At 65.3% G+C, this 22,779-nt stretch carries 21 protein-coding genes and 1 tRNA gene; 14 read left to right on the forward strand and 8 right to left on the reverse strand.

The genetic code is table 11. The features are described from left to right. Window positions 1–279: 279 nt before the first annotated feature. Together AC1RMY_RS02010 and AC1RMY_RS02015 are read left to right on the forward strand one after the other, a co-directional pair. On the forward strand, window positions 280–1,314 hold the full coding sequence (locus AC1RMY_RS02010; RefSeq protein WP_492862267.1) for an aspartate-semialdehyde dehydrogenase: 1,035 nt from the start codon (window positions 280–282) through the stop codon (window positions 1,312–1,314). 178 nt (window positions 1,315–1,492) lie between these two features. Further along, entirely contained in the window at window positions 1,493–2,425 is a 933-nt protein-coding gene (locus AC1RMY_RS02015) for a DMT family transporter (protein WP_492862268.1), read from the forward strand. 9 nt (window positions 2,426–2,434) lie between these two features. Here AC1RMY_RS02015 and AC1RMY_RS02020 read toward each other — a convergent pair whose 3' ends face one another. Continuing rightward, window positions 2,435–3,100 (reverse strand): TetR/AcrR family transcriptional regulator, encoded by a 666-nt coding sequence (locus tag AC1RMY_RS02020; protein ID WP_492862269.1) that lies wholly within the window; start codon window positions 3,098–3,100, stop codon window positions 2,435–2,437. A gap of 141 nt (window positions 3,101–3,241) precedes the next feature. On the opposite strand from AC1RMY_RS02020, the gene AC1RMY_RS02025 reads away from it, so the two are divergent. From AC1RMY_RS02025 to AC1RMY_RS02050, 6 genes are all read left to right on the forward strand, one after another. After that, window positions 3,242–4,432, forward strand: coding sequence for an HlyD family secretion protein (locus tag AC1RMY_RS02025; RefSeq protein ID WP_492862270.1), 1,191 nt, complete (start codon window positions 3,242–3,244; stop codon window positions 4,430–4,432). 162 nt (window positions 4,433–4,594) lie between these two features. After that, window positions 4,595–6,181, forward strand: coding sequence for a DHA2 family efflux MFS transporter permease subunit (locus tag AC1RMY_RS02030; RefSeq protein WP_492862271.1), 1,587 nt, complete (start codon window positions 4,595–4,597; stop codon window positions 6,179–6,181). Window positions 6,182–6,408: 227 nt separating this feature from the next. Continuing rightward, window positions 6,409–6,912, forward strand: a complete 504-nt coding sequence (gene irrA / locus AC1RMY_RS02035; RefSeq protein WP_492863542.1) for an iron response transcriptional regulator IrrA — start codon at window positions 6,409–6,411, stop codon at window positions 6,910–6,912. 21 nt (window positions 6,913–6,933) lie between these two features. Next, complete coding sequence (locus AC1RMY_RS02040) at window positions 6,934–7,221, forward strand: (2Fe-2S)-binding protein (RefSeq protein WP_492862272.1); 288 nt, start codon at window positions 6,934–6,936, stop codon at window positions 7,219–7,221. Between the two features lie 100 nt (window positions 7,222–7,321). Further along, entirely contained in the window at window positions 7,322–7,807 is a 486-nt protein-coding gene (gene bfr / locus AC1RMY_RS02045) for a bacterioferritin (protein WP_492862273.1), read from the forward strand. A 133-nt stretch (window positions 7,808–7,940) separates the two neighbouring features. Beyond that, window positions 7,941–8,483, forward strand: a complete 543-nt coding sequence (locus AC1RMY_RS02050) for an MOSC domain-containing protein (RefSeq protein WP_492862274.1) — start codon at window positions 7,941–7,943, stop codon at window positions 8,481–8,483. Window positions 8,484–8,594: 111 nt separating this feature from the next. On the opposite strand, the gene pstS is transcribed toward AC1RMY_RS02050, so the two are convergent. Further along, the gene (gene pstS / locus AC1RMY_RS02055) at window positions 8,595–9,716 is read right to left on the reverse strand and encodes a phosphate ABC transporter substrate-binding protein PstS (protein WP_492862275.1); all 1,122 of its coding nucleotides are present in this window, start codon (window positions 9,714–9,716) and stop codon (window positions 8,595–8,597) included. 211 nt (window positions 9,717–9,927) lie between these two features. On the opposite strand from pstS, the gene AC1RMY_RS02060 reads away from it, so the two are divergent. Next, window positions 9,928–10,113: a hypothetical protein gene (locus AC1RMY_RS02060; RefSeq protein ID WP_492862276.1), complete on the forward strand. Its 186-nt coding sequence runs from the start codon at window positions 9,928–9,930 to the stop codon at window positions 10,111–10,113. A 73-nt stretch (window positions 10,114–10,186) separates the two neighbouring features. Here the strand turns inward: AC1RMY_RS02060 and bamA are convergent, their stop codons facing one another. The 3 genes from bamA to AC1RMY_RS02075 form a co-directional block, all read right to left on the reverse strand. Beyond that, window positions 10,187–12,694: an outer membrane protein assembly factor BamA gene (gene bamA / locus AC1RMY_RS02065; protein WP_492862277.1), complete on the reverse strand. Its 2,508-nt coding sequence runs from the start codon at window positions 12,692–12,694 to the stop codon at window positions 10,187–10,189. 398 nt (window positions 12,695–13,092) lie between these two features. After that, complete coding sequence (locus tag AC1RMY_RS02070) at window positions 13,093–13,785, reverse strand: cold-shock protein (RefSeq protein ID WP_492862278.1); 693 nt, start codon at window positions 13,783–13,785, stop codon at window positions 13,093–13,095. 161 nt (window positions 13,786–13,946) lie between these two features. Then, window positions 13,947–15,197, reverse strand: a complete 1,251-nt coding sequence (locus tag AC1RMY_RS02075; protein WP_492862279.1) for a Zn-dependent hydrolase — start codon at window positions 15,195–15,197, stop codon at window positions 13,947–13,949. A 159-nt stretch (window positions 15,198–15,356) separates the two neighbouring features. Between AC1RMY_RS02075 and AC1RMY_RS02080 the strand changes: the two genes are divergently transcribed. After that, window positions 15,357–16,961, forward strand: coding sequence for a phytoene desaturase family protein (locus tag AC1RMY_RS02080; RefSeq protein WP_492863543.1), 1,605 nt, complete (start codon window positions 15,357–15,359; stop codon window positions 16,959–16,961). Window positions 16,962–17,063: 102 nt separating this feature from the next. Then, window positions 17,064–18,032, forward strand: a complete 969-nt coding sequence (locus AC1RMY_RS02085; RefSeq protein ID WP_492862280.1) for an ABC transporter substrate-binding protein — start codon at window positions 17,064–17,066, stop codon at window positions 18,030–18,032. A 94-nt stretch (window positions 18,033–18,126) separates the two neighbouring features. Here the strand turns inward: AC1RMY_RS02085 and AC1RMY_RS02090 are convergent. Both AC1RMY_RS02090 and cpdR read right to left on the reverse strand, forming a co-directional pair. Then, a tRNA-Val gene (locus AC1RMY_RS02090) sits at window positions 18,127–18,201 on the reverse strand. A 157-nt stretch (window positions 18,202–18,358) separates the two neighbouring features. After that, window positions 18,359–18,718: a cell cycle two-component system response regulator CpdR gene (gene cpdR / locus AC1RMY_RS02095; RefSeq protein ID WP_038363805.1), complete on the reverse strand. Its 360-nt coding sequence runs from the start codon at window positions 18,716–18,718 to the stop codon at window positions 18,359–18,361. 255 nt (window positions 18,719–18,973) lie between these two features. Here cpdR and AC1RMY_RS02100 point away from each other — a divergent pair, with 255 nt between their 5' ends. Together AC1RMY_RS02100 and hisN are read left to right on the forward strand one after the other, a co-directional pair. Next, complete coding sequence (locus tag AC1RMY_RS02100) at window positions 18,974–19,894, forward strand: N-formylglutamate amidohydrolase (protein ID WP_492862281.1); 921 nt, start codon at window positions 18,974–18,976, stop codon at window positions 19,892–19,894. A gap of 373 nt (window positions 19,895–20,267) precedes the next feature. Then, complete coding sequence (gene hisN / locus AC1RMY_RS02105; RefSeq protein ID WP_492862282.1) at window positions 20,268–21,050, forward strand: histidinol-phosphatase; 783 nt, start codon at window positions 20,268–20,270, stop codon at window positions 21,048–21,050. On the opposite strand, the gene AC1RMY_RS02110 is transcribed toward hisN, so the two are convergent. Continuing rightward, on the reverse strand, window positions 20,955–22,022 hold the full coding sequence (locus AC1RMY_RS02110; RefSeq protein WP_492862283.1) for an alpha/beta fold hydrolase: 1,068 nt from the start codon (window positions 22,020–22,022) through the stop codon (window positions 20,955–20,957). The genes hisN and AC1RMY_RS02110 overlap by 96 nt on opposite strands. 202 nt (window positions 22,023–22,224) lie before the next feature. Here AC1RMY_RS02110 and AC1RMY_RS02115 point away from each other — a divergent pair, with 202 nt between their 5' ends. Beyond that, window positions 22,225–22,683, forward strand: a complete 459-nt coding sequence (locus AC1RMY_RS02115) for an Hsp20 family protein (protein WP_492862284.1) — start codon at window positions 22,225–22,227, stop codon at window positions 22,681–22,683. Window positions 22,684–22,779: the final 96 nt, after the last annotated feature.

The raw sequence follows: 22,779 nt of genomic DNA on the forward strand, positions 1-22,779 counted from the left end.
CGTCGCCTTCAGTGTTCTCACATCGTCGTGGCATGCGGGGCGACGCGCTCTGGATGACACCGCGAAGCTTTCAGCCTTTCGGGATTGGCCCTGTGACTGTCCGTCTCACGACGAAACGCACGACCAAACCGGCGACCGGGACCACCGGGACGCTGCGCTGAACTTCGCCTCGGTTCCGGGCCCCTCCCCCCCGGCGGGGGCATATGCCGAACCCGCCTTGCAAATGGCGGCCGGCGCCCAGGGGGAGACCAAACCGGCTAATCCAAAAGGAACAAGATCATGAGCTTCAAGGTCGCGATCGTCGGCGCCACAGGCAATGTGGGCCGTGAAATGCTGGACATCCTGGCCGAGCGGGCCTTCCCGGTGAGCGAGGTCGTGGCGCTCGCCTCCTCGCGTTCGATCGGCACGGAGGTTTCGTTCGGCGACAAGACGCTGAAGTGCAAGTCGCTCGAGCATTTCGACTTCTCCGACACCGACATCTGCCTGATGTCGGCCGGCGGCGAGATCTCGAAGGAATGGTCGCCCAAGATCGGCAAGCAGGGCGCGGTCGTGATCGACAACTCCTCGGCCTGGCGCACCCATCCGGACGTGCCGCTGATCGTGCCGGAGGTAAACGCCGCCGCCGCCGCGGGCTTCACCAAGATGAACATCATCGCCAATCCGAACTGCTCGACCGCGCAGCTCGTCGTGGCGCTGAAGCCCCTGCATGACAAGTTCGGCGTCAAGCGCGTCGTCGTCTCGACCTATCAGTCGGTCTCCGGCGCCGGCAAGGAGGGCATGGACGAGCTCTTCAACCAGACGCGGGCCGTGTTCTCGGCCGGTGAGGTCGAGACCAAGAAGTTCCCCAAGCGGATCTCCTTCAACCTCATCCCGCATATCGACGTCTTCATGGAGGACGGCTTCACCAAGGAAGAGTGGAAGATGATGGTCGAGACCAAGAAGATCCTCGACCCGAAGATCAAGCTGACCGCGACCTGCGTGCGCGTGCCGGTCTTCATCGGCCATTCCGAGAGCGTCAACATCGAGTGCGAGAAGCCGATCACGGCCGACGAGGCGCGCGAGGTTCTGCGCGCGGCGCCCGGCATCCTCATCGTCGACAAGCACGAGCCCGGTGGCTACATCACCCCGCATGAGGCGGCCGGCGAGGACGCGACCTACATCTCGCGCATCCGCGAGGACAACACGGTCGAGAACGGCCTCGCCTTCTGGTGCGTCTCCGACAACCTGCGCAAGGGCGCGGCGCTGAACGCGGTGCAGATCGCCGAGGTGCTGGTCAACCGCAAGCTGATCCAGCCGCGGCAGAAGGCGGCCTGAGGCGGATCGCGCCAAGGCGTTCCGACGGAGGCGGGTCTCGCGGCCCGCCTTTTTCGTTCCGGAGGATGCGCGGCGTGCCGGGTACCGGTGCGTGCTGCATGCAGGGCGTTCGTTCTTTGCGCAACCATCGCCGGGCAAAGCACTCTAGTGTCAGGGCTCATTCCGACGCGACCTTGTTTTGCCAAACGCCCCGCATCCCGAACCGCCGCCGCTGCCCAAGGGCGAGGCCACGCCGCCCGCGCGCCGCGACGCGCCATTCCGCGGCATCGGGCTGGTGCTGCTGGCGAGCATCTTCCTGACTTCGTCGGACATGGCCTCGAAGCTTCTGACGCGCGAGATTGCGCCGCTGCAGGTGACCTGGCTGCGCTACGGCACCTTCACGGCGATCATGCTTGCGATCGTCTGGCGCCGCGGCGGGCTCGAGCGGCTCGCGACGCAGCGGCCGATGCTGCAATTCCTGCGCGGAGTCGGTGTGCTGGCCTCGTCGGTGCTCTTCGTCATGGCGCTCAAATACATGCCGCTCGCGGATGCGACCGCGACGGGCTTCGTCGCGCCACTCTTCGTCACGGCCCTGTCAATCCCGATCCTCGGCGAGGCGATCGGCTGGCGCCGCTGGACAGCGACGCTGATCGGCTTCGTTGGCGTGCTCATCGTGGTGCGCCCCGGCGGGGCCGGCTTCCAGATCGCGTCGCTGCTGGCCGTGGTCTCGGCCCTGGCATGGGCCTTCGCGATGATCATGACGCGCATGATGAGCCGCACCGAAAGCCCGCTGACGACGCTGACCTATTCGGCGATGCTCGGCTTCGTCCTGACCAGCCTGGCGGTGCCGTTCCTGTGGACGCCGGTGACGCCGACGGTCCTGCTGATGGGCATGTTCGTCGGCGTCGCGTCGACGGTCGGGCATTGGCTGATCGTCCTGGCCTATCGCCATGCCGATGCGTCGCTGCTGGCGCCGTTCTCCTATATCCAGTTGCTCTGGGCTTCGTTGTTCGGCCTCTTCATCTTCGCGGTCCTGCCGGATTTCTGGACGCTGGTCGGCGCCGTCATCATCGCGGGCTCGGGTCTCTACACCGCGCATCGCGAACGGGTCAGGGCGAAGCTGCCGGATTGATCGCAAGGCTCAGCGCTTGGTGGTTCCGTAGCGCGCCATGAACATCTCGACCGCGGCGGCGACGACGCGCCGGATTTCGGCTTCCGATGGCGGTTCACGATGGGCGTTGAACAGGCGCGGCCTCAGCATCGTCGACTGGCAGAGATCGATGAACTGGACGGCTGCGAGATAGGTATCGTCGATCGACAGCTCGCCTGCATCCACCTTGCCGGCCAGGTATTGCGCGAGGCGATGGGCGCCCTGCTTGGGTCCCCGGTCATAGAATTCGCGGCCGAGATCCGGCATCCGCTCGGCGACGCCGATGACGATGCGATGCGCGCTGATGGCGAAGTCGCCGCAGAGCAGGCGCACCAGTCCCTCTCCGAAGCTGGTGAGAGCATGGCGGAGATCGGGATGGTCGCTCAGCGCGGCATAGACGCCCTGCTTCTGCGCCTCGCGCTCGCGCTCGATCAAGGCGACGAACAGATGCTCCTTGTCAGCGAAATAGACATAGAGCGTGCCCTTGGAGACGCCGGCAGCGGCAGCGATCTCGTTCATGCTGGCAGCATCGAAACCCTGCGCCGTGAACACCGCATGCGCGCCGTCGAGGATCTGGCGGCGCTTGTCGGGGTCCATGCCCGCGACACGACGATTGCGCGCGGTGCTCTTAACGGTCGGCTCAGCAGTCTCGTCCATGGTCCCCGTCCGGCAGCCAGAAGGCCTGCTAGAAAATAATCGAACCAAACGGTTCGATATGACTTGATATGCGCGAAGCTCCGCGCTATTTCAAGCCCAATCGAACCGGATGGTTCGAATTGATTTCCTCAGGACGAAGCCATGTCTGCCGAGACCACCACCCGCCAGCGTCGCGACCGGCTGCAACTGGTCGAACCCGCCGCCGAGGCCGTGCCGGCGCCCGCCGAGGCGCGGCGCGAGGCCGAGAGTGCGCCCACGACGACCGAAACGCCCGCCAGCCCGCCCAAGGGCAAGACGCTGCGCCGCGCGGGGCTGATGCTGCTCGGGACGGCGGCGATCGGCGCCGGCCTCTGGTTCGGCGGTAACTGGTGGTTCAATGGCCGCTTCATCGTCTCGACGGACGACGCTTATGTTGGCGCCGAGATGGCGACGATCTCGGCCAAACTCTCGGCGAATATCGCCTCGGTCTCGGTCGTCCAGAACCAGCAGGTCAAAGCCGGGCAGCCGCTGGTGGCGCTCGACGACGGCGACTGGCGCATCGCGCTGGAGAGCGCCCGGGCCAAGAGCGCGACGGCGGCGGCGACGCTCGCGCGCATCGACAGCCAGATCGAGGCCGGCCGCGCCAGCCTGCAGCAGGCGCAGGCGCAGGAGAATTCGGCGCAGGCCGGTGCGACCCGCACGGTCGCCGATTTCGAGCGCGCCAACAGCCTCGCGGCGAAATCCTATGGTTCGCAGGCGACGCTGGATGCGGCGACCGCCGCGCGCGACCAGGCCAGGGCGTCGCTCGTCAGCGCGCAGGCCGGCGTCGCTGCCGCTCAGGCCAATGTCGAGGTGCTCAAGGCCCAGCGCGTCGAGGCGGCGCGCCAGGCCGACGAGCTCAAGGTCGCCGAGCAGAAGGCCGAGCGCGACCTGAGCTTCACCAAGGTGAATGCGCCGATCGACGGGCTCGTCGCCAACACCAATGTCCAGCTCGGCGACCTCGTCAGCGCCGGCAAGCGGCTGATGTCGATCGTCCCGCTCGACCAGGTCTATGTCGACGCGAACTTCAAGGAGACGCAGGTCGGTCCGCTGAAGATCGGCGACCGCGCGACGATCACCGTCGATGCTTTGCCCGGGCAGGTCTTCGAGGGCAAGGTCAGCGGCATCGCCGGCGGCACGGGCTCGGTCTTCACCCTGCTGCCGCCGGACAACGCCACCGGCAACTTCACCAAGATCGTCCAGCGCGTGCCGGTGCGCATCGCTCTGGCGCCGGAGGCCACGGCCAAGCATGTGCTGCGGCCGGGCATGTCTGTGGTGGTGAGCATCGATCCGCGGCCGGAAGGCCGGCGCTGAAACACAACTGATCCAAACGAAACAAGGCCGTCATTCCGGGCGCAGCGAAGCGGAGGCCCGGAATCCATCATAGGGGACCGTGTTCTGCGATGGATTCCGGAGCGGCGCCGCCTGCGCGGCTTGTCCGGAATGACGGTGTGAGGTGAGAAGCGAGATGCCACCATGGCCACCGCGACCCTGACCAGTCCGGCCGGCGCTCCCCCGGCCGACGACGCCATTCCGATGCGCCGGATCTTCGCCTTCGTGGCGATGATCTTCGGCATGTTCATGGCGATCCTCGACATCCAGATCGTCTCGGCCTCGCTGGCCGAGATCCAGGCGGGGCTGTCGGCCTCGTCGGACGAGATCGCCTGGGTGCAGACGGCCTATCTGATCGCGGAAGTGATCATGATCCCGCTGTCGGGCTATCTCAGCCGAGCTTTGTCGACCCGCGTCTTCTTCACCATCGCGGCCGCCGGTTTCACCATCTCCAGCGTGCTCTGCGCGATGTCGTCCTCGATCAGCGAGATGATTCTGTGGCGCGCGGTACAGGGCTTCATCGGTGGGGGCATGATTCCCGGCGTCTTCGCGGCGGCCTTCACCATCTTCCCGCCGTCGAAGCGTCCGGTCGTCTCGCCGCTGATCGGCCTCGTCGCCACGCTTGCGCCGACGATCGGGCCGACCGTCGGCGGCTATCTCAGCAGCGCCTTCTCCTGGCACTGGCTCTTCCTGGTCAATGTCGTGCCCGGCATCGGCGTCACCATTGCGGCCTGGATGCTGATCGATTTCGACAAGCCGCAGAAGGGGCTGCTGAAGCGGTTCGACTGGCTCGGGCTGATCGGCATGGCCGGCTTCCTCGGCAGCCTCGAATATGTGCTGGAGGAGGGGACGCGGCTCGACTGGTTCGAGAGCCACGAGATCGTGTTCTTCACCGGCGTCATGCTGGCCGGCGCGGTGCTGTTCTTCTGGCGCGCGCTGACGCGCGAGGATCCGCTGGTCGATCTCTACGCCTTCAGCAACCGCAACTTCGCCTTCGGCTCGCTGTTCTCCTTCTGCATGGGCATCGGCCTCTACGGGCTCACCTATCTCTACCCGGTCTATCTCGGGCGCATCCGCGGCTATGACGCGCTGCAGATCGGCGAGACCATGTTCGTCACGGGCCTGTGCATGTTCCTGACGGCGCCGATCGCCGGCCGTCTCTCGCAGAAGATCGATCCGCGCGTGCAGATGATGATCGGCTTTGCCGGCTTCGCGCTGGGGACCTATATCGCGACGGGAATCACGGCGGACTGGGATTTCCACGAGCTCCTGATCCCGCAGATCCTGCGCGGCGTCTCGCTGATGCTGTGCATGGTGCCGATCAATAATCTCGCGCTCGGCACCTTGCCGCCGACGCAGCTCAAGAACGCGTCCGGGCTCTACAACCTGACGCGCAATCTGGGCGGCGCGGTCGGGCTCGCGGTGATCAACACCATGCTCAACAGCCGCACCGACCTGCACATCACCCGGCTGCATGAGAGCGTCACTGCGGGCCGGCAGGTGGCGGAGGAGGCTCTGGCGCAGACGATGCAGCGCTTCCTCGACTATGGCGAGGCGGCCGAGCAGATGGCGCTCGCGCTGATCAACCAGCGCGCCCACAAGCAGGCGCTGATCATGGCCTTCGGCGACGTGTTCCTGGCTCTGACCTTGATCTTCGGGAGCCTCGTGCTGCTGGCGCTGTTCATGCGCAAGCCGCCGGCCGCTGCACCGGGGGGTGGGGGAGGCCACTGAGGGGCCCGCCGCCGGGTCCTGCCATCACGGCTTCGTGCATCCCATGCACGGGCGGATGACCGGATGCCGCACCCGCGAAGATTGACATCGCCTGACCATTGCGACAAATATAACAGCAATATCAGTAGTTTAGACGTTTTCTAAACTACGGGCCGGGCATCCCGGCATTGCGGAAGGCGTTGTCGATGAGCGTTTCGTCCCTGAAGGATCAGGACCAGCAGCGGGCCATGGCGGATCATATTCCGTGGCCGCAGAAGAGCCCTGCCTCCTGCCCGATCAGCGCTGTGAAGGCGCGGCTGCGCACCGCCGGCCTGCGACCGACGCGGCAGCGCATGGCGCTGGGTTGGCTGCTCTTCGCCAAGGGCGACCGCCATGTCAGCGCCGAGATGCTCTATGAGGAGGCGCTGCGCGCCCGCGAGCCGCTTTCGCTGGCGACCGTCTACAACACGCTGCGCCAGTTCTCGGAAGCCGGCCTGCTGCGCCAGGTCTCGGTCTCCGGCCCGAAGACGTTCTTCGACACCAACGTCTCCGAGCATCACCATTTCTACAACGAGGACGACGAGACCGTCGTCGACATCCCCGGCTCGACGATCCAGGTCGCCGGCCTGCCGGAGGCGCCGGAAGGCATGATGATCTCCTCGGTCGAGGTCATCGTGCGCCTGCGCCGCGCCGATGGCCAGGAGATCGAAACCAAGATGCCGCTCTCGCATCTGGCCTCCCACCACGCCTGATTTTACACGGGTCATCCCGACGTGATCGTCTGTTCCTGCAACGTCCTGTCCTGCTCCCAGATCAAGGGTACCATCGCCCCTGACGGCTCCGGCCCGCGTACGGCCGGGGAGGCGTATGACTGTCTGGGTTGCAGCCCTGATTGCGGGCGTTGTGCGCGTGAGGTCCGCGCCATCCTGGCCGAGGCCCGCGCCGCCTGCATGACGCAGTGCGGTTCCTGCGCCAGCCGCGACATCGAATGCGCGGTCCATGTCTCCGTTGGCCGCATGATGGACGGGCTCGCCACCGATAACGAGCGCGTCGCCGCCTGACGGCGATCGAATTATCAGCGCCCAGGCGCCTTTTCGCTTCCCTTCTTGAATTCGTCGCCCTACATTAGGATCATTCTAATGTAATGCTCGGAGCGACGCCATGAAGGGTGACAAGAAGGTCATCGAATATCTCAACAAGGGGCTTCGCTCGGAGCTCACGGCCATCAACCAGTACTGGCTGCATTATCGCATGCTGGACAACTGGGGCCTGAAGGAGATGGCCAAGACCTGGAAGAAGGAATCGATCGAGGAGATGGTCCATGCCGACCGCTTCGTCGACCGCATTCTCTTCCTCGAAGGCTTCCCGAACCTGCAGACGCTCGACGCGCTGCGGATCGGCGAGAATGTCAAGGAGGTCATCGAATGCGACCTCAAGGCCGAGATCGAGGCGCGCGCGCTCTATCAGGAAGCCGCCAGCTATTCGCGCGAAGTCGGTGACTATCCGTCCGAGCAGCTCTTCAAGGACCTGATGGCGGATGAGGAAGGACATATCGACTTCCTGGAGACGCAGCTTGACCTGATCGCGCGCATCGGCCTCGAACTCTACACCCAGAAGCATGTGGGCTCGCTCGACGAGGGCCATTGAGTCCACGGCCCGTCAGGGCAGGATCAACAAAGCCGGCTCCGTCATGCAGGGCCGGCTTTTTCATATGGGCGTCTCGCCAGCGTGCCGTGTTCGTGCCAGAAGCCGCCTGCGGCGATAGGCGAGGAAGCTGGAGATGAATGCGACGGTGATCACGGTGAGCGGGGCTCCGGGGCACCGCTTCAGCAAGCCGGTGCAAGGTTCGATCCGCCTGCTGAAGGGGCTCGGCGTCGAGGGCGACGCGCATTGCGGCGTGACGGTGAGGCATCGCTCGCGCGTCGCGGTCGATCCGACGCAACCTAACCTGCGTCAGGTCCATCTGCTGCATGCCGAACTGCTCGACGAGCTGAACGCCGCCGGCTTCGACGTCGCGCCCGGGCAGATGGGCGAGAACGTGCTGACGCGTGGGCTTGATCTGCTGGGGCTGCCGGTCGGCGCGCGCTTGCGGCTGGGAGCCGATGCGCTCGTCGAGATCACCGGGCTGCGCAACCCTTGCGCTCAGATCGATACGTTCAGGCCGGGGCTGCTCAAGGCCGTGCTCGGCCGTGATGCGCAGGGCCGGATTGTCCGCAAGGCCGGGATCATGGGCATCGTTCTGGAGGGCGGCGAGATCGCGCCGGGCGATGCCATCCAGGTGACGCTGCCGGCCTTGCCGCACCGGGCGCTGGAGCGGGTCTGAGGGCGCGAACATCATCGGCGGCGGATCGGGTCGTGTTCAAGAATCCGTCGCTGTCACCGAGGAGCCGTTGGCTCCTCGAAAGGTGTGTAGGGCACTTCAAGCAATCCAGGTTCAAGTGCCAGGCTTGAAGGTCTCCGACCAATACTTCTTGATTTGTACTGCGAGATCATTGGGTATTGGCACATAGCCTAACCGCGCAGCCTCTTTTGCTCCATTCTCCAGCGCCCATCTGAAGAAATTCAACGTCGTTTGACTCCCCTCCGGAGAGAGCGCGCGTTTCGGCATGAGGATGAACGTCGAAGCGGCAAGGGGATAGACATCCTCCCCGGAAATCTCTGTCAGGAGTAGATAGAAATCCGTCGTGCGCCGCCAATCTGCGCGCGCCGCGGCCGCTTGAAATGTGGCCGGATCTGGTTTCACAAAATTGCCCGCACGATTGCGAACCAATGCGTATGCAAGCTTTTCTCGCATGACATAGCTGTATTCGATGTAGGCGATCGAATTCTTTGCATTCTTGATTGCGATCTGAACTCCGTCGTTGCCCTTGAAGCCCGTTCCGGTCGGCCATCTTATTGACGTGCCGACCCCCACCTTCTCCTTCCATTCCGGACTCGACGAAGCAAGGAAGCTGGCCCATGTAAATGTTGATCCGGAGCCATCAGTTCGGTGAATCACACCTATCGGTTTATTGGGAAGCTTGAGGTCGAGGTTCAACGCTTTAATAGCCGGATCATTCCAGCGTTCGATTTTGCCCAGATAGATGTCCGCCAAAATCTCTCCCGTGAGCTTGAGCGCACCGGGAGCAACTCCGTCGATATTCACGACAGGGACGACACCACCGATCACTATAGGAAACTGGACCAAGCCGGACTTTTCCAGTTCTTCAGGCTTGAGCGGCATGTCGGATGCGCCAAAGTCCACCGTTTTCTGCTTGATTCGCAGAATTCCTGCGCTCGATCCGACAGGCTGATAATCGAATTTCCTGTCATTCGCTTGACCATCTTTCATCCAGATTTGCGCCCAATTATAGATAATTGGGTAAGCAAATGTTGACCCTGCGCCTTTGACTTCTTGCGCGTTAGAATCGTACGTCGAAAAAAATAAAACAGACAAAGCACCAGCGCTCGCTAGGATAAATCTGAGCAATGCTCGCCTTTTAATGTTCTTTTCGAATGATGTTGTAGTATTCGTGTCGGATCTAAACTCAAGGCCATCGCGCTGATCGGATGCCATCGTTATGCCCCCACTGCGGGCCCTTCCTCGCGAAGCGCGATTATATGGGCGGCCAAGCTGTTTCAGGCGACGGTCCCGGCAGCCTATGTTCACCAGGAGCCGGCCGTCACACTAAGCCGGCTTAGATGAGAGTCTAACAACTAATAGTCGGGTCTACTGCCGGTTCGATGGAAACTGCGAATGGATCAGAGCGGGTGCTAGAGGGCGAGACATGATCGATATCGGACGTTCGATCCGACGTTCGCTCAAGGCCGTGCTCGGGCGCGACGCGCAGGGGAAGATCGTCCGCAAGGCCGGGATCATGGGCATCGTGCTGGAGGGCGGGGCGGTCCAGCCGGGTGATGCGATTGCTGTGACGCTGCCGGCCTTGCCGCACCGGGCGCTGGAGCGGGTCTGAGGGAGCATGTGATCGGACGGCGTAGTCGGCGACGTTCAAGACCACGAGGCCTTCACGGCGCTCCGGCGGTGCGTCAGAACTGTGTGCCCCCAGAAAAGCGAAACGCCTGGAGCTTGTCACCGCCATATTTGATCCCCGTCGCCGGATCTCTCCAGCCATCGTCCTTCGACAGCGCATAGGCGTAATCGAAGCGGATCGGGCCGAGTGGCGATTGCCAGAGGAGGCTGACGCCAACAGAGGAGCGGACGACGTTCTTGTCGCGCACGCAGGCGACATTCGACTGATAGCTGGAACTCGTCGAGACGTTGAACTGGCGGGCCTGTGAGCCGGTCGGGCAGCCGGTATAGCTGGCGCTGGTGATCGTGCTCGAACCGCCGTCGTAGTTGAACAGCGTGCCGGCATCGGCGAAGACCGCGCCGCGCAGGCCGAGGTCGCGCGGGAGCCCCCAAATCGGGAACTGAACCTCGAGCGAGCCGCCGAAATAGGTCGTGCCGCCCAGCGCCGTGCCGGTCAGCACGTCGCGCGGCCCTATGCCGCTCGAGGCGAAGCCGCGGACGAGCGAGGGGCCGAGCGCGTAGTGATCGATCATGCGCAGATTGCCGCTGGTCGCCTGAACATGGCCACCTTGCAGCCTGACGAAGCCTACGACGTCATCGAACAGTTCGCGGTAGTAGCGGGCATCGGCCGCAACCCGCAGGAACTTCGAATCGCCGCCCAGGCCGGCATATTCCGGCTTCAGTTCGGCGATGAAGCCGTTCCGCGGATTTTGCCGGCTATCGAGCGCGTTGTAGTTGAGGTTGAGGCCGATCAGGGAGGTCAGGGAGCTGCCCTGCGCTTCCTTGATCGCGACGGAAGCCTCGCCATTGGTGAGGCAGTTGTAGGTCGAGCTTTCCGCAGTGGCGCCGTCGGTACCGGGCGTGACTCCGGTCAGCGCGTTCGTGCAGTCGTTATAGGGATAGCTGCTGGTATTCGGGACCTTGATCTGCGTCGTGTAGAGGGAATAGCGCGGGGTGATCGAGAACTCTTCGGTGATCGGAATGGTGAAGCGTAGCTGTCCGCCGGTGACGCGGCTTTCGTAGCGGTTCGTGCTGTAATAGTCGTTGTATTTTGAGAAGAGGTCGATGCCGGCTGCCACGCGGTGACCGAGGAAGTACGGCTCCGTGAACGAAAAATCGACACCTTTGGTTCTTTCCCCCAGCGTGCCCGCAATGCGCACGTACTGACCGCGGCCGAGGAAGTTCGATTCCGACAGCGAAACCTCGCCGATGATGCCGTCCGAGGTCGAGTAGCCGCCGGCGATCGAGAACGAACCGGTCGGCTTGTCCTCGACATCGATGTTCAGCACGACGCGATCGGGGGTGGGGCCCGGTTCGTTGGTGATCCTGACCTTGCTGAAGAAGCCGAGATTGTTCAGGCGACGCTCGGCGCGGTCGATCATGACCTTGTTGTAGGCATCACCTTCCCCGAGATCGAGCTCGCGGCGCACGACATAGTCGCGGGTGCGGGTGTTGCCACGCACATTGACGCGCTCGACATAGACCCGCGGGCCCTCGTCGATGATGTAGGTGATGCCGATCACCTTGCCCGAGGCGTCGCGGTCGCCGCGTGGGCGAACCTGTGCGAAGGGGTGTCCGCTTTTCGACAGCTCGGTGGTGATGGCGACCAGGGACTTCTCGACGGCTTCGCTGTCATAGACGTCCCCGGACGATGTCGCGAGGACGCGATTGATAGTCGCTCCGTCGACCTGCGGGACCGAGGAATCGACCGAGACGCTGCCGACCTTGTACTGCGCACCCTCCGAGACGGTCACATCGATGACCCAGCCGCCGGCCGCCTCGTCGAAGCGGGCCGTGTTGCCGAGGATCTGGAAGTCGGCATAGCCGTTCTTCAGATAGAAGCGGCGGATGAGCTCGAGGTCGGCGGTGATCCGGTCGGGATCATAGACGTCAGAGGTCTTGATCCAGCTCAGGAAATTCGACTCGGTCGAGCTCATCAGGCCGCGCAGGCGGCCATCGGAATAGACCTGGTTCCCCCCGAAGTTGATCGACTTGATGCCGGTCTTGCCGCTCTCGTTGATCGTGAAGACCACGTCCGAACGACCGTTCGGCAAGGGCGCGATGCGGCCGCTGACGGAGGACAGGCCATAGCCGGCGCGGCGATAGACTTCCTTCAGGCGCGCGACGTCGGCGTCGATCAGCGCCTGGCTCAACGGGCCGCCAGCCTTCGACTGGACCTGCTGGACCAGCACCTCGCTTTTCAGGCGGCGACTACCCTCGAAGGCGACGCGGTTGATCCTGCTTTGCTCCGTGACGGTGACAATGGTCTTCGTGCCCTCTCGGGTCACGGCGACAGCGCTGAACAGCCCGGTTGCGATGAGCTTTTCGCGTATCTGGTCGGGCGCCAGCGCCTCTGCCGGCTCGATCAATTGGCGGATGGTTTCGGCGTCGACGGCCTTGTTGCCCCGCACGGCAACGGTTTGGGCGAATGCCGGCTCGGATGTCGTCAGAGCGACGACCGAAGCCAGGATGATGAGGCGTAGACGGATAAGCTGGAATTCTGAAATCGAACGCGTAAGCGTCATCTGGAGAGCTCGTGCATTTGAAGATATGCAATATTAGGAAAGTGACGATGTTCGCAAGAAGGCGGTCGTATTTCAATTTGTGTCCAGAATGTTTTCAGATTTTCAAACTAATCATATGATGCGGAAATTGTTTCTGATTCGATTTGTTGAAGTATTTCATTCTTCCGCTCGCGAATGAAAGCGCTGTCGCTGCTTTACTTTAACTGTGTTCGCCTCAGGGCTGCGGCAGGTGGATTCTCCGATGAAGGCGTTCGCTGGCACCCGGCGTTTGGAACCCGGGCGCCGTCGCTGGATGTTCGCTCGGCGCTGCTTTCGCGTCGCGCGTCTCGGCTGCGCCGCGCAAAGAAAAACCCGCCGGCGTGAGCCGGCGGGCGTGATCGTCTGTCGGGGCGGCTGCTTCAGATGAAGCTGACGTTGGCTGCTTCCGGACCCTTCTTGCCGGCGCGGATCGAGAAGCGCACGCGCTGCCCGTCCATCGGCGGCTGCAGGCCGCTGCGGCTGAGCGAGGAGACGTGCAAGAACACATCCGGCCCGCCCTGATCCGGAGCGATGAAGCCGAAGCCGCGCTCCGAATTGAAGAACTTCACGGCGCCGTCGAAGGGGCCTTCCATCGGGCCGCTGTCGCGGCTGCCGAAGCCGCCACGGTCGCCGCGGTCGGAGTAGCCGCCACCGCCACCGTAGCCGCCGCGATCGCCACGGTCCGAATAGCCGCCGCCGTAGCCACCGCGATCACCGCCGCCGTAGCCACCGCGGTCGCCGCGATCATTATAACCGCCGCCGAAATCATCGCGGGGAGCGCGGGGCGCGCGTGGAGCGGCAGGCGTCGCGGTCGAGGCGTCGATCTCGTGGACGGCGACGACCTGGAGGCCGCGGCGTCCCTCGCCGAGGTCGGCGATGATGGTCGCGCCCGGCTGGAGGTCCTGCTGATCGAGCGGGCCGATCGCGGAAATGTGGAGGAAGACATCGCCCGAACCATCGGCGGGCGATGCGAAACCGAACCCCTTCTCGGGGTCAAACCATTTGACCTTGGCTTCGATATTTTCGTGCGTGACGAAGGGCTGAGCGGCAGGAGGCTTGCGACGATCGAACATGGAGCTTCAAGGATGAGTGACCGGGAACGCGCAATCTAGCGCATGCGGAGCGCGCCGTCATCGGGGCGAACCGCTAAATAATTGGCAACCGGGACACTCCGCGCCGGGCGGCTCCCGGCAACGTCGCCGCGCCCTCGTCCATCTTGGCCGGCGTCTCCAGTCTAGTCCTGTCGATCGGCTCTGGCGAGCACCGACTGCAGCAGCACGTCGAGGCCGGGTTCCAGGTCCTCGCGCGTGCAGAGCTCGCCGTTGTTGTGGGTGACGCCGCCTCTGCAGGGGGTGAAGATCATCGTCGTCGGCGCGTGGCGGGCGACGAAATAGGCGTCGTGCCCGGCCTGGCTGAGGATGTCCATGTGGCGGTAGCCGCGCGCGGTCGCGGTCGCGCGGACCTGTTCGATCAGTTCGGGCGCGAAGATGCGCCCGCCCCATTGCCAGACATCGAGGATTTCGACGCCGCAATCGGTCTTGGCGGCGGCCTCGAAGGCGGCACGGCGCATCGCCTCCGCCATGACGGCCGAGGTCGTCGGATCGGGATGGCGGACATCGCCGACGGCCTGCGCCCAGTCGGAGAGGATGCCGGGCTTGTTGGGCCAGGCAACGAGGCGCGCGGCGGTCGCCTTGCCGCCGGTGCCGGCATGGGTCCAGCCGAGATCGTCGACCGCGACGAGGAAGCGCGCGCCGGCGATCAGCGCGTTCTTGCGCCGCTCCATCGGCCAGGGACCGGTATGGGCGGTCTCGCCCTTGAACTCGATCAGCATCCCCGTCGAGGGAAAGCCGCCGGTGACGATTCCGACCTGCATGCCCTCGCGGTCGAGGATTGGGCCCTGCTCGATATGCAGTTCGAAATAGGCGTCGAAGGCGTGGGGCTTGTCCTCCATCTCGCCGAGATAGCCGATGCGGGCGAGTTCCTCGCCGATCGACTTGCCGTCCTCGTCGCGGCGCCCCTGCGCCCAGTCGAGCGCATAGGCGCCGGTGAAGGCGCCGGAGCCGACCATCGGAGGCGAGAAGCGCGCGCCTTCCTCATTGGTCCAGTTGACCAGCTCGATCGGCCGGCGGGTGCGATGGCCGACCGTATCGAGCGCGCGGCAGACCTCGAGCCCGCCGAGCACGCCGAGCACGCCGTCGAAACGCCCACCGTTGAACTGGGTGTCGAGATGGCTGCCCATCACCACCGGCGCCAGGCTGTCATCCGTGCCGGCGCGGCGGGCGAAGATGTTGCCCATGCCGTCGATGCGGATCGTGAGCCCGGCCTGCCGGCACCAGGCGACGAACTGGTCGCGGACTTCCTTGTCCGCGTCCGATGCCGCGAGCCGCGACAGCCCGCCCGGCCGGCCGGGGCCGATCTCCGCCGAGCGTTCGATCGTCGCCCAGAAGCGGTCCATGTCGATGCGGGGTGCGGTTGGCTGTTGCATGGGTTTCGTCTTCGGTGCGGCGGTGAGGGGAAGAGGCGGCGACTATCGGGCGCTGCCGGGGAAGCGGGCAAATAGTTATTGCCGATGCCTGACATCGCCCGCGCCATTGCCGCGTCGCGCACCGGCAAGCACAGTGCGGCGATTCGGGGCGGGCAGATCATGGCGACCAGCGAAACGGACATCGTCATCCTCGGGGCCGGCCATAATGGGCTGGTCTGCGCCTTCCATCTCGCCCGCGCCGGGCTGAAGGTCACCGTTCTGGAGCGTCGCCATGTCGTCGGCGGCGCAGCGGTGACGGAGGAATTCCATCCCGGTTTCCGGAACTCGACGGCGAGCTACACGGTGAGCCTGCTGCGGCCGGAGATCATCGCGGAGATGGAACTGGCGCGCCATGGTCTGCGCATCGTCGAGCGCCGCATGGCGAATTTCCTGCCGCTGCCGGATGGGCGCTACCTCGCCGCCGGCAATGGGCGCACCGCTGCGGAGGTCGCCAAATTCTCTGTCTCCGATGCCGGGCGGCTCTCGGCTTACGAGGATCGCCTGGAGACGGTAGCCTCCGTGCTGCGCGACCTGGTGCTGCGGGCGCCGCCCAATGTGACGGAGGCCGGCTGGCGCGCGGCGCTGCCGGAACTGATCGAGGCCGGCCGGCTGGGGCGCCGCCTCGGCGGGCTCGACACCACCGCCCGGCGCGATGTGATGGACCTTTTCACGAAATCGGCCGGCGACTGGCTCGACGGCTGGTTCGAGAGCGAGCCGATCAAGGCGCTGCTCGGCTTCGATTCCGTCGTCGGCAACTATGCCAGCCCCTATACGCCGGGCTCGGCCTATGTGCTGCTGCATCATGTCTTCGGCGAGGTGAACGGCCGCAAGGGCGCCTGGGGCCACGCCATCGGCGGCATGGGGGCGATCACACAGGCGATGGCGAAGGCCTGCGCCGAGACCGGCGTCACGATCAGGCTCGATTCGCCGGTGGCGGAGGTGCTGACGGAGCGGGGCAGGGCAGTCGGTGCGGTGACGGAGGCGGGCGACGTCGTCCGGGCGCGGGCGGTGGTCTCGAACCTGCATCCGCGCCTGCTCTTTTCCAAGGTCGATCCAGCGATGGTGCCGGCGGACTTTTCCGAGCGCATCGGCCGCTATGCCTCGGGCTCCGGTACCTTCCGGATGAATGTCGCGCTCTCCGAGCTGCCGCGCTTTTCCAGCCTGGCCGAGGCGGGCGACCATCTCACCGCCGGCATTATCATCGCGCCCGGCCTCGGCTACATGGACCGCGCCCACGCGCAGGCGCGGCTCGAAGGCTGGTCGCGCGAGCCGATTGTCGAGATGCTGATTCCCTCGACGCTGGACGACACGCTCGCGCCGCCCGGCCAGCATGTCGCGAGCCTGTTCTGCCAGCATGTCGCGCCGGTGCTGCCGAACGGCCTCGCCTGGGAGGATTGCCGCGAGAGGGTCGCCGATCTGATGATCGAGACGGTCGATCGATATGCGCCGGGCTTCAAGACCTCGGTCATCGGGCGGCTCGCACTCGGGCCCGATGACCTCGAAGCACGATTCGGGCTCGTCGGCGGCGACATCTTCCATGGCCGCCTGACGCTCGACCAGCTCTTCTCGGCGCGGCCGGTGCTCGGCCATGGCGACTACCGCATGCCGGTGCCGGGGCTCTATCTCTGCGGGTCGGGCGCCCATCCCGGCGGCGGCGTCACCGGGGCGCCCGGCCGCAACGCGGCCATGGCGGTGCTGGCGGATAGGCGTTGGCGTCGCTTCTGAGGCGCTCTGAAGCGATTCGCCTGCTGTGGAACAGCTGACGCAAGGAGAGTAGGGTGACCGTCAGGCTGACCTAACCGGGGTTGTCGCATGAAGAGGCGGGACGTGCTTGCTCTTCTCGCCGGTTTTCCGGCGATCCCGAGCAGTCTGGCGCAGATCAGGGGCAGGGTGCCCGTCATTTGCTTTCTCGGTCTTGCGTCGGAACCGGCCGACCGTCCCTTGCTCGTGGCGCTCCGGCGGGGGCTGACGGAGCGAGGGCACGTCGAAGGCCAGACGATCCTGCTGGAGAGCCGCCACGCTGCAGGCGACCTGTCACAGGCCGCTCGCTTCATCGACGAGATGGCGCGTCGGCCAATCGACGTGTTCGTTGCGCCCGGACCGGCGGCCGCCCGAGCTATTCATCGCGCCACGCAGATTCCGATCGTGGCGCTGGGCCTGCCGCCCGTTCCCGATGATCAGGGCCTGTTTGCGAGCCTCGCCAGGCCCGCAGGCAGCGTGACTGGCTTCTCATATTTCGGAGAAGCCCTGTCGGCGAAGCGGATCGAGGCGCTGCGCGAGATCCTGCCGCGATCCTTCATGCTCGGTATTCTGCACAATGTCGCCGATCCGGTGTTCCGCGAGTGGGGCGGCCAGACGGAGGCGACCGCCCGGGCTCAGGGCTTCGAAACGATGCGCCTCGGGCTGCGATCCGCCTCGCCAGGGGATGTCGCCGAGCATCTGCGGGCGTTGAAAGGCCGTAGCGGCGACGCCGTGATCGTGATCACGGATTTCCTTACGGTCAGCCTCAAGGACGCGATCATCCGCAACTGCGCCGAGCTGAAGGTCGCGGTGATCTCGGAATGGCCGACATTCGTCGAGTCGGGCGCCCTGATGTTCTATGGCGCGGACATACCCGAGCTTTTCCGGCAGGCGGCGGGCTATGTCGACCGGATCGTGCGGGGCGAGCGGGCGGGTGATCTTCCGATCCAGCTCGCGACCAAGTTCCGGATGATCATCAACCTCAAGGCGGCAAGGATGCTGGACATCGCCGTCCCGCCGAGTCTCCTTGCCAGCGCCGACGAGGTTCTCGAATAGGCTCGCCGATGTCGATTCTTCGCCTGCTGGCGGCGAGGCAAAAAACGAAAGCCCCGGAAACCGCTTTTGCCAGCAGTCTCCGGGGCTTCGAAAATGGTGGGCGCGACAGGGATCGAACCTGTGACCCCTACGATGTCAACGTAGTGCTCTCCCGCTGAGCTACGCGCCCGTCTGCCGCGTCGGGGTGAACGTCGCGGCGGCCGGAACATGGCGGCGCCGTTTCGGGCTGACCATGTTGCGAGGTGTGCGGCTATAGCTGCTCGCCTCATCGCTTGCAAGGCGCTTGGCGAGAAAATCCTCGCTCGAAAGACGCCAGTGGAAAAGCCTCAGGCCGCGAGCAGTTTCTCGACCTCGTTCACCAGCTCGCGCAGATGGAAGGGCTTGGAGAGCACCTTCGCATCCTTGGGCGTCTGCGAATCGGGGTTCAGTGCCACGGCGGCGAAGCCTGTGATGAACATCACCTTGATGTCAGGATCGAGTTCGGTGGCGCGTCGCGCCAGCTCGATGCCGTCCATCTCCGGCATCACGATGTCGGTCAGCAGCAGCTCGAAAGGCTCTTCGCGCAGGCGGTTATAGGCCGAAAGCCCATTGTCGAAGGATGCCACGTCATAGCCTGCATTCTGCAGGGCCTTGACCAGGAAACGGCGCATATCGTTGTCGTCTTCGGCGAGAAGTATCTTGGTCATGGGCCTGATATGTCCGTCCCGTAAGGCCTGTCGTCACAGATGAGGGCGCGGCAGGCGACCCTCGTCCCGTTCTCTGGCGTCTGCGCCCATTCTCAGGGCTCAGCGCCGGCAGGGTTATCGGCCCATCCCCGTGCTTGGAACCCTGCCGTTCTATAAGGCACCACTATGGTAAACAACGGGTGAATCCGCAGCCGGTGGCGGCGTTGCGTGCGTGGCCCTTCTACCTCGCCGTTTTGTGTGCTTCTGTTCAGTGGCATGAGCGCGCTGCCCACCCCCTTTCCGCCCGGTCCCGAGGACGTCGTCGCCGAGATCGAGCGGCCCTTCACGCTGTACCAGCCGGCGCTCCACATCGTGCCGGTGGTGGTCGACGTGCCCCATGCCGGGCGTCGCTATCCGCGCGCCTTCGTCGATCGGGCGCGGCTGCCGCTGCGCTCGCTGCGCCGCTCCGAGGACGCCTATGTCGACCGGCTCTTCGCGCGCAGCGTCTCGCTGGGGGCGCCGCTGCTCGTCGCCGAGTTCCCGCGCGCTTTTCTCGACGTCAACCGCGAGCCCTATGAGCTTGATCCGCGCATGTTCGACGGTCGCCTGCCACCTTTCGCCAATACGCGCTCGATGCGGGTCGCCGGCGGGCTCGGCACGATCCCGCGCGTCGTCGGCGACGCGCATGAGATCTATTTCGGACGCATTCCGGTGGAGGAGGCGCTGGGGCGGATCGACGGGCTCTACCGGCCCTATCACGCGGGCCTGCGCGATCTCGTGCAGCGGACGCAGCGCTCCTTCGGGACCTGCATCCTGGTCGATGCCCATTCGATGCCGTCGAGCGGGCTCGATCGCGACGGGCCGGTCAAGCCCGACATCATCCTGGGCGATCGGTTCGGAACCAGCGCGGCGGCCTACATCACCGACATCGCCGAGGCAGCCTTCACCAGGCTCGGTCTGAGCGTGACGCGCAACCGGCCCTATGCGGGGGGCTTCATCACCGAGCACTACGGCGCGCCGGGCTCGGGCGTCCACACGCTGCAGATCGAGATCAACCGGGCGCTCTACATGGACGAAGCGACGCTGCTGCCGCATGCCGGCTTCGCGACGCTGGAGCAGGTGGTCGCATCGGCCATGGCGGATTGCTTCGCGCGCTGGAGCGGCTGGCTCGACGAGTTCCGCCAGGCCGCGGAATAGGCGGGGAGCCGGGGCTTCTGCCGACATGCCGCCGGCGGCCAGCGCCGCCGCTCATGCTGCCGTGGCAACCCAGAAAAAAGGGCCGCACACTTTCGTGGCGGCCCAAGTCTAGGGAGGAAACGCCCAAGGAGGGCAACGAAGGCTTGAGGTCATCGCCCCTTCGCAGTGCACAATATGACGGTGCAGTGCGAAAATGCAAGTGGCCTGACCAAAATTCGCAGCGAGGAAGCGTCGCATGTGGCATGCGTGCAACGCGGGGCGGAGCTTCGTGCCGCTTGGTCACCTTGCCTTTCAGCGGCTGCCCGCTCATCAGGAAGGCATGACGACGGACAGCGATGGCGCGGCGGCGCATCGCGCAAGCGTGGGAGCTTTCATGAGCGCGGTCGATTTCGGAGCCTTCGTTTCGGAGCTCGCGACGCAGTCCGGCCAGGCGATCCTGCCATTCTTCCGGGCGCATCATGCGCTGGAGGACAAGTCGGCGGGGGGCGTGTTCGATCCCGTCACCGAGGCGGACCGCGCCGGCGAGACGATCATGCGCCATCTGATCCAGCGCAGCTTCCCGGCCCATGGCGTGCTCGGCGAGGAGTTCGGTAACGAGAATACGGACGCCGAATATGTCTGGGTGCTCGACCCGATCGACGGCACCCGCGCCTTCATCTCCGGCATCCCGGTTTGGGGCACGCTGATCGGCCTGACCCGCGCCGGCACCCCGGTCTACGGCATGATGCACCAGCCCTTCACCGGCGAGCGCTTCTCCGGCGACGGGCGCGAGGCCCGCTATGAGGGGCCGGGCGGGGGAAGGACCCTGCGGACGCGGCAGGTGGCGGAGCTGTCGGCCGCCACGCTGATGACCACGACGCCGGCGCTGTTCAAGGGAGAGGAGGCGGCGGCTTACGCCAGAGTCGAGAGCCGGGTGCGCCTCGCCCGCTATGGTTGCGACTGCTACGCCTATTGCATGCTCGCTTCGGGCCATGTCGATCTCGTCATCGAGAGCGGGCTGAAACCCTATGACATCGTCGCGCTGATCCCGATCATCGAGGGAGCCGGCGGCGTCGTCACCTCATGGGATGGCGGCAGCGCCGCCGGCGGCGGGCGCGTCATCGCCGCCGCCAGCAAGCCGCTGCATGAGGCCGCGCTCGCGCTGCTCGCCGGCTGAAACGGGCTGCTCGGCGTTCAGGCTGGCATCCTCGCCGGGGATGAAGGCGTCGAAGGCGGCCCAGAACTGCGCCCTGATCGCGTCGCTTTCCATCAGAATCTCATGCCGCGCGGTCGGCAGGATCAGCGCCTGGCCGGTCTTGAGGCGGGCGGCGAAGCGCTCGATCGCCGGCGTCGAGACGACCCGGTCGCGGCCGGCGGCGATGACCAGCGTCGGCACCTTGACCTCGCGCGCCGCATGCGGCGCATTCAGCCGCGCCATCAGGCGGAAGGCGTTGCGGACCCAGGCGATGGTCGGGTCGCCGATGCTGAGATGGCGGGCGGCGGCCGAGAGCGCGCTGTTGCGGGCATAGCGATCGGGGTCGCCGGTCAGCCGGTTGCCTTCGAAGGGCTTGGTCGCGATCGCGGTGTCGCCGCCGCCGGGGACAAAGGCCCGGCCGAAGCCGAGCCAGAACAGCAGGCTTGCCAGCCGGCTCGCCCCTTTCGGATTCTCGGTGATGGTGAGGCCCAGCATCGGCGCCAGCGCCACCAGCCGGGAGACGGGCAGGGCGCCGTGGCGGGCGGCATCGAGGCAAAGTGCCGCACCCATCGAATGCGCCAGCGCAAAATGGGGGCCGGGCAGCTTCTCGCGCATCTGCGCCATCGCCAGCTCCAGATCGTTCTCGTAATGGCGCAGGCGGCCGACATGGCCCTTGCGCTCGCGCGAGACGAAGCGCTGCGAGCCGCCCTGCCCGCGCCAGTCGAAGGCCATGACATGGAAGCCGCGGCGGCGGAGTTCGGCGACGGTCTCGCTGTAGCGCTCGATGAATTCGGCCCGCCCTTGGACGAGGACCACGGTGCCTCGGACGAGCTTGACGGTCGGGCGCCAGCTCGCGAAGCGCAGTTGCGCGCGATCACGCGTTTGCGCGACCCAGGTCTTGCCATGGCCGGGCACCGGATAATTGGGATGAGCGAAGAGTTCGGCGTCGGCCATTCCGGGCTTCCGTGTCGGCAAACGGGTTCCGCCGCCTTTGTGCGCGAGCCCTATCTATGCCCGCCGTGACGGCCTCTTGAAAAGCCGAAAACACTTTCCCAACTCAGTGTGGCGCAGGCCGGAACCGGCTGCGCGAACCTGAACCGGGCCCGCGCTCATGAGAGGCGGGCTGGAGCAAACGTCGCTTCCTTTGGAGGACATCATGCGTCACTTCGATCTTTCCCCGCTCTATCGCTCGACCGTCGGTTTCGACCGCCTGTTCTCGCTGCTCGACCAGGCCGGCAGTGCCGATTCCGCGCCGAGCTACCCGCCCTACAACATCGAGCGGACCGCCGAGAACGCCTACCGTATCACCATCGCGGTCGCCGGTTTCGGCGAGGGCGACCTTGCCATCGAGAGCAAGGAGAATACGCTGACCGTGCGCGGTGAGAAGCAGGCCGAGGAGCAGGCCGATAAGCGCGAGATCCTGCATCAGGGCATTGCGGCGCGCGCTTTCGAGCGTCGTTTCCAGCTCGCCGACTATGTGCAGGTGACCGGCGCCAGCCTCGAGAACGGGCTGCTCCATATCGATCTCGTGCGCGAGATTCCCGAGGCCAAGAAGCCCCGCCAGATCGCGATCGGCGGGAGCAAGGCCAAGGTGCTCGAAGCCAAGGCCGCGTAACGCGCCGGCATGGATCGCCTGACATGAGGAGGGCGCTTCCGGGAGACCGGAAGCGCCCTTTTGCGTCATGATACCATAGCTACGGAACCATGGCCG

Source organism: Allobosea sp. GW822-FHT03F07 (assembly GCF_058801345.1).

Bases quoted from the DNA above. Each gene is read 5' to 3' on its own strand.
- AC1RMY_RS02010 (WP_492862267.1), top strand. From the start codon at position 280: ATGAGCTTCAAGGTCGCGATCGTCGGCGCCACAGGCAATGTGGGCCGT.
- AC1RMY_RS02020 (WP_492862269.1), bottom strand. From the start codon at position 3,100: ATGGACGAGACTGCTGAGCCGACCGTTAAGAGCACCGCGCGCAATCGT.
- AC1RMY_RS02025 (WP_492862270.1), top strand. From the start codon at position 3,242: ATGTCTGCCGAGACCACCACCCGCCAGCGTCGCGACCGGCTGCAACTG.
- AC1RMY_RS02030 (WP_492862271.1), top strand. From the start codon at position 4,595: ATGGCCACCGCGACCCTGACCAGTCCGGCCGGCGCTCCCCCGGCCGAC.
- irrA (WP_492863542.1), top strand. From the start codon at position 6,409: ATGGCGGATCATATTCCGTGGCCGCAGAAGAGCCCTGCCTCCTGCCCG.
- bfr (WP_492862273.1), top strand. From the start codon at position 7,322: ATGAAGGGTGACAAGAAGGTCATCGAATATCTCAACAAGGGGCTTCGC.
- AC1RMY_RS02050 (WP_492862274.1), top strand. From the start codon at position 7,941: ATGAATGCGACGGTGATCACGGTGAGCGGGGCTCCGGGGCACCGCTTC.
- pstS (WP_492862275.1), bottom strand. From the start codon at position 9,716: ATGGCATCCGATCAGCGCGATGGCCTTGAGTTTAGATCCGACACGAAT.
- AC1RMY_RS02060 (WP_492862276.1), top strand. From the start codon at position 9,928: ATGATCGATATCGGACGTTCGATCCGACGTTCGCTCAAGGCCGTGCTC.
- bamA (WP_492862277.1), bottom strand. From the start codon at position 12,694: ATGACGCTTACGCGTTCGATTTCAGAATTCCAGCTTATCCGTCTACGC.
- AC1RMY_RS02070 (WP_492862278.1), bottom strand. From the start codon at position 13,785: ATGTTCGATCGTCGCAAGCCTCCTGCCGCTCAGCCCTTCGTCACGCAC.
- AC1RMY_RS02075 (WP_492862279.1), bottom strand. From the start codon at position 15,197: ATGCAACAGCCAACCGCACCCCGCATCGACATGGACCGCTTCTGGGCG.
- AC1RMY_RS02080 (WP_492863543.1), top strand. From the start codon at position 15,357: ATGGCGACCAGCGAAACGGACATCGTCATCCTCGGGGCCGGCCATAAT.
- cpdR (WP_038363805.1), bottom strand. From the start codon at position 18,718: ATGACCAAGATACTTCTCGCCGAAGACGACAACGATATGCGCCGTTTC.
- AC1RMY_RS02100 (WP_492862281.1), top strand. From the start codon at position 18,974: ATGAGCGCGCTGCCCACCCCCTTTCCGCCCGGTCCCGAGGACGTCGTC.
- hisN (WP_492862282.1), top strand. From the start codon at position 20,268: ATGAGCGCGGTCGATTTCGGAGCCTTCGTTTCGGAGCTCGCGACGCAG.
- AC1RMY_RS02110 (WP_492862283.1), bottom strand. From the start codon at position 22,022: ATGGCCGACGCCGAACTCTTCGCTCATCCCAATTATCCGGTGCCCGGC.
- AC1RMY_RS02115 (WP_492862284.1), top strand. From the start codon at position 22,225: ATGCGTCACTTCGATCTTTCCCCGCTCTATCGCTCGACCGTCGGTTTC.